This window comes from Aeromicrobium sp. CnD17-E, from assembly GCF_024124745.1.
Lineage (GTDB): Bacteria > Actinomycetota > Actinomycetes > Propionibacteriales > Nocardioidaceae > Aeromicrobium.
In genome coordinates this window covers 1-6,796 of sequence record NZ_JAMXRU010000139.1, presented here as the reverse complement: position 1 = coordinate 6,796, position 6,796 = coordinate 1, and the positions used below count along the sequence as shown (strand labels likewise).

At 72.2% G+C, this 6,796-nt stretch carries 9 protein-coding genes; 4 read left to right on the top strand and 5 right to left on the bottom strand.

Annotation, left to right across the window (positions count from 1 at the left end; all coding sequences use genetic code 11):
• On the bottom strand, positions 1 to 267 hold a 267-nt coding region (locus NH339_RS18950; RefSeq protein WP_253027163.1), incomplete at its 3' end, for an acyl-CoA dehydrogenase family protein.
• 178 nt (positions 268 to 445) lie between these two features.
• On the opposite strand from NH339_RS18950, the gene NH339_RS16805 reads away from it, so the two are divergent.
• Positions 446 to 781 (top strand): hypothetical protein, encoded by a 336-nt coding sequence (locus NH339_RS16805; RefSeq protein WP_253027162.1) that lies wholly within the window; start codon positions 446 to 448, stop codon positions 779 to 781.
• Between the two features lie 22 nt (positions 782 to 803).
• On the opposite strand, the gene NH339_RS16800 is transcribed toward NH339_RS16805, so the two are convergent.
• The 3 genes from NH339_RS16800 to NH339_RS16790 all read right to left on the bottom strand — a co-directional run bounded on the left by NH339_RS16800 (position 804) and on the right by NH339_RS16790 (position 2,767).
• Entirely contained in the window at positions 804 to 1,613 is an 810-nt protein-coding gene (locus NH339_RS16800; RefSeq protein ID WP_253027161.1) for a TIGR03084 family metal-binding protein, read from the bottom strand.
• 1 nt (position 1,614) lies between these two features.
• Complete coding sequence (locus NH339_RS16795) at positions 1,615 to 2,211, bottom strand: TetR/AcrR family transcriptional regulator (RefSeq protein WP_253027160.1); 597 nt, start codon at positions 2,209 to 2,211, stop codon at positions 1,615 to 1,617.
• A gap of 199 nt (positions 2,212 to 2,410) precedes the next feature.
• The gene (locus NH339_RS16790) at positions 2,411 to 2,767 is read right to left on the bottom strand and encodes a hypothetical protein (protein WP_253027159.1); all 357 of its coding nucleotides are present in this window, start codon (positions 2,765 to 2,767) and stop codon (positions 2,411 to 2,413) included.
• A 351-nt stretch (positions 2,768 to 3,118) separates the two neighbouring features.
• Here NH339_RS16790 and NH339_RS16785 point away from each other — a divergent pair, with 351 nt between their 5' ends.
• Positions 3,119 to 4,894 carry a DUF3352 domain-containing protein gene (locus NH339_RS16785; RefSeq protein WP_253027158.1) on the top strand — a complete coding sequence of 592 codons (1,776 nt, stop codon included), beginning with the start codon at positions 3,119 to 3,121 and terminating at the stop codon, positions 4,892 to 4,894.
• 39 nt (positions 4,895 to 4,933) lie between these two features.
• On the top strand, positions 4,934 to 5,335 hold the full coding sequence (locus NH339_RS16780; protein ID WP_253027157.1) for a VOC family protein: 402 nt from the start codon (positions 4,934 to 4,936) through the stop codon (positions 5,333 to 5,335).
• Between the two features lie 28 nt (positions 5,336 to 5,363).
• On the opposite strand, the gene NH339_RS16775 is transcribed toward NH339_RS16780, so the two are convergent.
• Positions 5,364 to 5,729, bottom strand: coding sequence for a hypothetical protein (locus NH339_RS16775; RefSeq protein WP_253027156.1), 366 nt, complete (start codon positions 5,727 to 5,729; stop codon positions 5,364 to 5,366).
• 101 nt (positions 5,730 to 5,830) lie between these two features.
• On the opposite strand from NH339_RS16775, the gene NH339_RS16770 reads away from it, so the two are divergent.
• A partial coding sequence (locus NH339_RS16770) for a hypothetical protein (RefSeq protein WP_253027155.1) occupies positions 5,831 to 6,796 on the top strand: 966 nt, incomplete at its 3' end.

The window sequence follows — 6,796 nt, the reverse complement described above, 5'->3', positions numbered from 1 at the left end:
GAGTCCGCCGAACTCCTCGGGGATCGTCAGGCCGAAGACGCCGAGCTCCTTGAGTCCCTCGATGATCTCGGTCGGGTACTCGTCGTCGTGCTCGAGCTGCTGGGCGACCGGGATGATCTTCTCGTCCTCCCCAGCCCGCAGGGCGGGCGCGCCCGACTGGCTGAGCTGGTCGTCGCCCTGGACACGGCAGTGCGCGGCAGCGACGCGCGCTGACCTGCCGCATCCGCGTACAAGCGGATCGCGCGCTACGCGTTCTCCTCCTCGCACCTACTGAGGTCCTGGTCGGGTCCGTCCGACCTGCCCTCGACGCGCGCAGGGTGGGGAGGAGCGCGACGGCACCGGGACCGCCGCGCCCTTTTCGGAGCAGGGACCCACCGATGACACCTCACGAGATCGGCGACCGGTCGACGCACCAGGCCGCCAGCGCGGACGGCGGCGAGCCGTCATGAGCAGCCTGGTCAACGAGCAGCCGGCGCCCACCGCGGGCGTCGTGCCACTCCCGCAGCCGCGTCCCGTGTGGGTGGGGTGCCTCTGGCAGCACGACGGCGACCAGGTGAAGGAGACCGTGCCCGCCTGGGCCACGCACCGGTCGGGGACGTTGATCCTCTGCGACTTCTGGGACCCGAGGACCGGCGACGAGCGAGCCCACTGGATGGAGGCGTCGTTCGTGCGACCTCGCCCGATCCGCACGCGCACCCCGCAGGTGCGCCGGCACCCGGCGGCAGCGCCGAGCCCTCGCACCGTCGTACCGGGCACGCCGCGACCGCGGTCGCGGGAATGACGCAGGCGCCTGCGCTCGGGCCTCAGCGCTCCGAGAGCCGCTTCGGGTCGGCACCGGGGAGCCCGGCGAAGGCCTGCGCGACGTCGAGCCAGTGGTCGGCGTCCGCGCCGTCGGCCCGGACGTCGACGTCGTCGCGGTGCCGGCGCCGGGTCGCGAGCAGCGCGAAGTCCCACGCGTCGCCCGTGACCCGCTGCTCCGCGCCCTCCTCGCCCCAGGTCCACGTCTCGCCCGACGGCGCCGTGAGCTCGACCCGGACCTCGCTCGTCGGCGGCTCCTCGCCGCGCATCACGTAGGCGAAGCCGCGGGTGCGGACTCCCAGGTGGCAGACGTGCCGGACGCGGTCGGTCCGGGGCACCTCGATGCCGAACGTCTCCGCGACGTCGTGCGCGTGCGCCCACGTCTCCATGAACCGGGCCGACGCCATCGACGTCGGGCTCATCGGCGGGCCGAACCACGGCACCCGCTCGCCGTCCGGCACGGCACGCAACGCGTCGGCGAGGGCCTCGCGGCCGGCGCGCCAGGCGTCGAGGAGCATCGGCACGGGCTTCGCGGCCCAGGTGTCGGCCGCGTTGTCGACGTACCCGGTGGGGTCCTGCGCAGCCTCCTTGAGCAGCGCGCCGAAGGCCTCGGCGTCGGTGACCGCCGCGAGCGACGTCTCGTCGGTCCAGGCCAGGTGGCCGACCTGGTGGGCGACGGTCCAGCCCTCGGGCGTCGTGACGGCACCCCACTCCTGGATCGGGAGGTCGTCGACCCAGCCGTCGAGCTGGTCGCCCTCGGCGGCGAGGTCGGCGAGCACCTGCTCGAGTCGTTCCCGTGGGCTCGTGGATGACATGTCAGCGCTCCAGTCCGGTGTCGAGGGTGACCGCCCACGCGTCGAGCACGGCGGCCCGGCGTCGGCTGTCGTCGGTGAGGGTGCCGGCGAGCCCGAGCCCGCGCAGCAGGTCGAGCGTGGCCTGGACGAGCTCGCGGTTGCGACCACGGTGCTCGTCGACGTCGAGCAGCTCGAGGGCGTACGCGTGCGTCTCCCGACCCACGCGACGCTCCAGCGGTGCGACCGCCTCGCGCAGGTCCGGGTCGGTGCGGGCGGCCACCCACAGCTCGAGCGCGGCGAAGAAGACGGGCGACGTGAACTGCGCGGCCAGCACGTCGAGGACGGCACGTGTCCGCCCGACGTCGGGCAGCGTGCGTACCGCATCGGCCATCGCGTGCCGGCGACGCTCGGTGAGGTGCTCCACCGCCCCGACGACCAGCGCCTGCTTGCTCGGGAAGTGGTGCAGCTGCGCGCCGCGGCTCACCCCGGCGCGCTGCGAGACGACCGTGGTCGACGTACCCGACCAGCCGAGCTCCACGAGGCACTCGACCGTCGCCTCCATGAGCCGCAGCCGCATCGCCGCGGTGCGCTCGGCCTGCGGCGTCCGGGTCGTCGTCACGGGAGCATCATGGGCGCATGGCACACAAACAGGCAAGTCTGACGGTTAGTTCGGGACCTGAGTTCAAGGGCCCTCGTGCGAGAGTCCAGGGACGGCTGTCTCGCACGCGGCTTGTCACGGGCGCAGGCCCCGCGGGGGCGCGGATCGAGAACCACGCGGCCTGTGCGGGCATCCCGAGCAGTCGCCTCCCTCAAATATCTCATCCGCCCCGACGGAAGAGTCGTGCTCGCCACCGACTGCCGGGCGCCTTCTCAACGACGTGCATCGCACCCGATAGGCGCCTTCGAAGCACTGGTTGCGGCAAATCAACTCCCTCGGGGATAGTGATCCCGAAGTCGCCGCACAGCTCCGCGAGCGTCGACCAGTCCTCAATCGGGGTGTCCAGCCCATCGTCCCGAAACACGCCATACATCTGAGCCTGCTCAAAGAGCGACACCACTTCCTGCGCCACGCGAGAAGCGATGACGACGGCATCCGGTTCTTGACTCGGGACGAAAACCCCTTGTTCAACTCCCCAGTCGACGACATCCGCGACGCGCACTCGAGATGTCGTCATCAGTACCTCGCAGCCCCTTGCTTGACCCAGTTCGGACACCATCATCCGTGATTCGCGTGACACCGTCTCCCGTGACGACGCCGAGAGACTGGCGATTCCCCCTGCGCCAGCACGTGGCTGAAGGGTTCATCGCTCCGACCACCATCGGTCGGCCCGGGCTCGGTTGGCGGAGTGGGCTCCCGCTTCTGTTCAGCTCACGCGGACTGCCGTGGTCACCGTCCGGCTTGGGATTCGTGCCCTCTGTGCTCTCTGCAGCCGACGTGGCACACGTCTCGTACGTCCTGCCCACTTCTGGCTCGCGGCAGGGTCGAGGATCGGTACGCTGCGACGCACCCATTCTTCGGAGGACCCATGAGCGACGAGACGCCCACCAGCCCCCCGCCCCCGCCCGCACCCGACGGACCGGCGACCCCTGACGCCACCGTCGAGCAGCCCGCCGCACCCGAGGCCGCACCGGCCGCCGGTGGCGGGAACGGCAAGAAGATCGCGCTCGGCATCGGCGCGGTCGTCGCCGTGGCCGCCGTCGGCGGAGGCGCCTACGCCTGGACCCAGCTGTCCGGAGGCGGCGCCCAGCCCCACGACGTGCTCCCGGCCGACACCATCGCCTACGTCCGCCTCGACCTCGACCCGTCGGCCAGCCAGAAGATCGACCTCTTCCGGCTCGCGCGGCGCGTGCCCGAGCTGTCGCAGGAGCTCGGCATCAAGGACGAGGGCGACGACCTGCGCAAGATCGTGCTGCAGGACGCGCTCGAGGGCTGCGACGACGTCGACTACGCGAAGGACGTCGAGCCGTGGCTCGGCGAGCGCATCGGCCTGGGCGTCGGGCCCAACCTCGAGGACGAGGAGGAGTCGCTGCGGATCGCCGTGCAGGTCACGGACGAGAAGGCCGCGAAGGCCGGCATCGGCAAGCTCTTCGCGTGCAGCGACGCGGAGTTCGGCATCGGCTTCCTCGACGGCTACGCCATCGTCACCCCCACCCAGAAGAGCGCCGACGCCGCCGTGAAGGCCGCGTCGACGAAGTCCCTCGCCGACGAGGCCGACTTCACGCGCGACCAGGACGCGCTCGACGAGCAGGGCGTCCTGTCCGGCTGGGTCGACGTGAAGGACGGTCTGGCGGCGATCAAGGAGGCCGGGATCGACGACGTGCTCGGGCCGGACGCGGCCGACCTCGAGACGGTGGCCGACCAGACGAGCAGCCTGGCGTTCGCCCTCTCCGCCTCCTCGACCTCGCTGACCCTCGACGCCGTGGCCCGCGAGGGCGACAAGGCGACGAAGCTGCCGGAGGTCCGGGGTCTCGGCGCCCTGCCCGACGACACCGTGGTCGGGCTGACCGTCCCGGGTGGCGGCAAGGCCGTCGAGGAGAACTGGGACGAGATCAAGTCCAGCCTCGGCGACCTGCTCAGCCTCCGCGACTTCTTCACCGTGCCCGGTCTCGGGTCGCCCAGCCCGCAGCCGGAGTTCGACGCCGAGGCGTACGCGGCCGACCCGGAGGGCTACGAGGAGGAGTACCTCGCCCAGCTGGAGCAGCAGACGGCGCCGCCGTCGCCGAGCAGCACCGACGTCGACGCGACGCTCGAGGAGATCGAGAAGACCCTCGACGTCACGCTGCCGGACGACCTCGTGACGCTCCTCGGCGACGCCTTCTCGGTCTACGTCGGCCGGGACGGCCTGGAGGACATCGCCGGCCCGCAGGGTCCTGCGGACCCGTCCGACGTGGCCGTGGGCCTCGTGACGGAGGGCGACGAGGCGAAGGCCGCCGACCTCGCCGACCGCCTCACGGCGTCGCTGCAGCGTCTGGCCGGCGTCGAGCTCGCCACGTCGACGGGCGACGACGCGGTCTCGATCGCGACCTCGCCGAAGATCGCGAAGGAGCTCGTCGAGGACGGCGACCTCGCCGGGACCGACCTCTTCTCCTCGGTGATCGACGGCGACGGCGAGGGCGGTGGACTGTTCGTCGACGTCGGCGCGATCCTCGACGCCGTCGCGAAGGCCGAGCCCGACGTCGAGCAGGACGACGTGTTCACCAGCCTGCGCAACATCGCCGCCGTCGGCTTCAGCAGCACGCGGCCGCAGGACGGCTACACCGGCGTCTCGGCGTCGGTCGCGTTCACCGAGCGGAAGCAGTAGCCCTCGACACCCGGGCGGAGGTGTGGGAGGAAGGACGTCATGACGTCGTTCGTCTCCCACACCTCCGTCGACTGCTCCGACGCGTACGCGCTCAGCGAGTTCTGGAAGCTGGTGCTCGGCTACGTCGACGTCGCCGACGACCCCAACGAGCCCGGCCACGAGGAGTACATGATCCTCGACCCCGAGACCGGCCACGAGCTGCTGTTCATCGAGGTGCCCGAGACCAAGCCGGTGAAGAACCGCCTGCACCTGGACCTGCGCCCGCGTGCCGGCACCCGCGACACCGAGGTGGCCCGGCTCGTCGCGGCCGGCGCCACCCAGGTGGCCGACCGGCGCGGCATCCACGGCCCGGGGACGGGCTGGGTCGTGCTGGCCGACCCCGAGGGCAACGAGTTCTGCGTCCTGCGCTCCCCCGAGGAGCTCGCCGGCGAGACGGCCTGACTCGGCCGCGCCTCCGCGCCCAGGTCGGCTAGGTGCGGGCGTCGAGCACCCGGCGCAGCAGGGGTCGCCACCGCGGCTGGTCCACCGTCGTGAGGGCCAGGCCCGCGGTGACCACGACGGCCACGACCCACGCCCCTGCCAGGGTGACCGTGAGCCCCTCGTGGAGCGCCCGCGGCAGCACCGCGACGGTCCCGAGCAGCAACGCGATGCCGACGAGGCCGGCGAGCGACAGGTCGATCGCGCGGCCCACGGCGTCGGTCCAGGCGGCGTCGCGGCGGACGCCGAACCACGCCGCCACCCCGAGCAGCACCACCAGGCTCAGCAGGTCGATGCCGCGCGCGAGGGCCACCAGGGGCAGCAGCACGATGACGGCCTGGAGCGGTCGGGGGCGCACGGACGTCATCCTGTCAGCAGGATCTTTCTGAAGAATTGGCCAAGAATCGCGCGGATGTGATCGGATGTCCTCACCGTCCCCCGATCGAAGTGAGCCGACCCATGCGCCGACTCGTCCTGTCCCTCCTCCTGGCACCTCTGCTGTGCCTCGTCGGTCTCGCCGCTCCGGCGGCCGCCGCGCCGGTGATCCAGGAGTTCACCGTCAACGGCTCCTCGACCGACCTGACGCTGCAGCCCGACGAGGAGCTCGACATCGTCTGGGACGTCACCAGCACCGAGACGCCCACCGTGACCGCCACGGGCACCGGCTGGTCGGGCACGCTCGACCCCTCCGGCACCCAGCGGGTCGCCGGTCCGGCGGCCGGCGAGTCGCTCACGTTCGGCCTGGAGACCACCGACTCCACCGGCACCACGTCGGCCACGACGATCACGGTCACCGCCCAGGACGAGCCCGACGGCGTCACGCCGCCGCCCGTCGTCGTCCAGGGTTGCACCGTGGTCGTGCCGCGCTCGGACTCCTTCGACTACGGGCTCGCCTACTTCGGCGACACCGAGAACACCGAGCCGATCGAGGCCGGCACCTACCGAGCCTCGGCGCTGACGTCCGGCGGCTTCCTCGACGTCACGATCGTCGCCGAGCCGCGCGCCGACGTGACCGTGGCCGACGGCGCCGTCACCACCTGGGACGTCCCAAGCGGCGAGGACTGCGAGAGCGAGCTGTTCACGGTGAGCACCGCACCCTGCAGCTTCACGGTGCGCAACATCGCCGGCACCCCGATCGAGTTCCTCTACGGCGACGGCGACGCCGAGCGCGCCGACGGACAGCTCACGCTGGCGCCCGGCCAGCAGCGCACCGTGAAGACCCCGCGCGACGCCCTCCTGGCCGTCGGGATCGCCGGAGACGAGGAGGACCCGGAGCTGCAGACCCTCGGCTTCGAGGTCCCGCAGACCGGCTGCGACGGCGGCGCCGTGGGCGCCGGCGGCAGCGCCTGGCCGTTCCCGAACAACGCACCGGCCGCCGGCGTCACGGTCGCCGAGCACGACGGCACCCCGGCGTGGCTGCCGGTC

What these genes read in the sequence shown, in the direction of transcription:
- NH339_RS16805 (WP_253027162.1), top strand. Translation starts at nt 446, where the DNA reads ATGAGCAGCCTGGTCAACGAGCAGCCGGCGCCCACCGCGGGCGTCGTG.
- NH339_RS16800 (WP_253027161.1), bottom strand. Translation starts at nt 1,613, where the DNA reads ATGTCATCCACGAGCCCACGGGAACGACTCGAGCAGGTGCTCGCCGAC.
- NH339_RS16790 (WP_253027159.1), bottom strand. Translation starts at nt 2,767, where the DNA reads ATGACGACATCTCGAGTGCGCGTCGCGGATGTCGTCGACTGGGGAGTT.
- NH339_RS16785 (WP_253027158.1), top strand. Translation starts at nt 3,119, where the DNA reads ATGAGCGACGAGACGCCCACCAGCCCCCCGCCCCCGCCCGCACCCGAC.
- NH339_RS16780 (WP_253027157.1), top strand. Translation starts at nt 4,934, where the DNA reads ATGACGTCGTTCGTCTCCCACACCTCCGTCGACTGCTCCGACGCGTAC.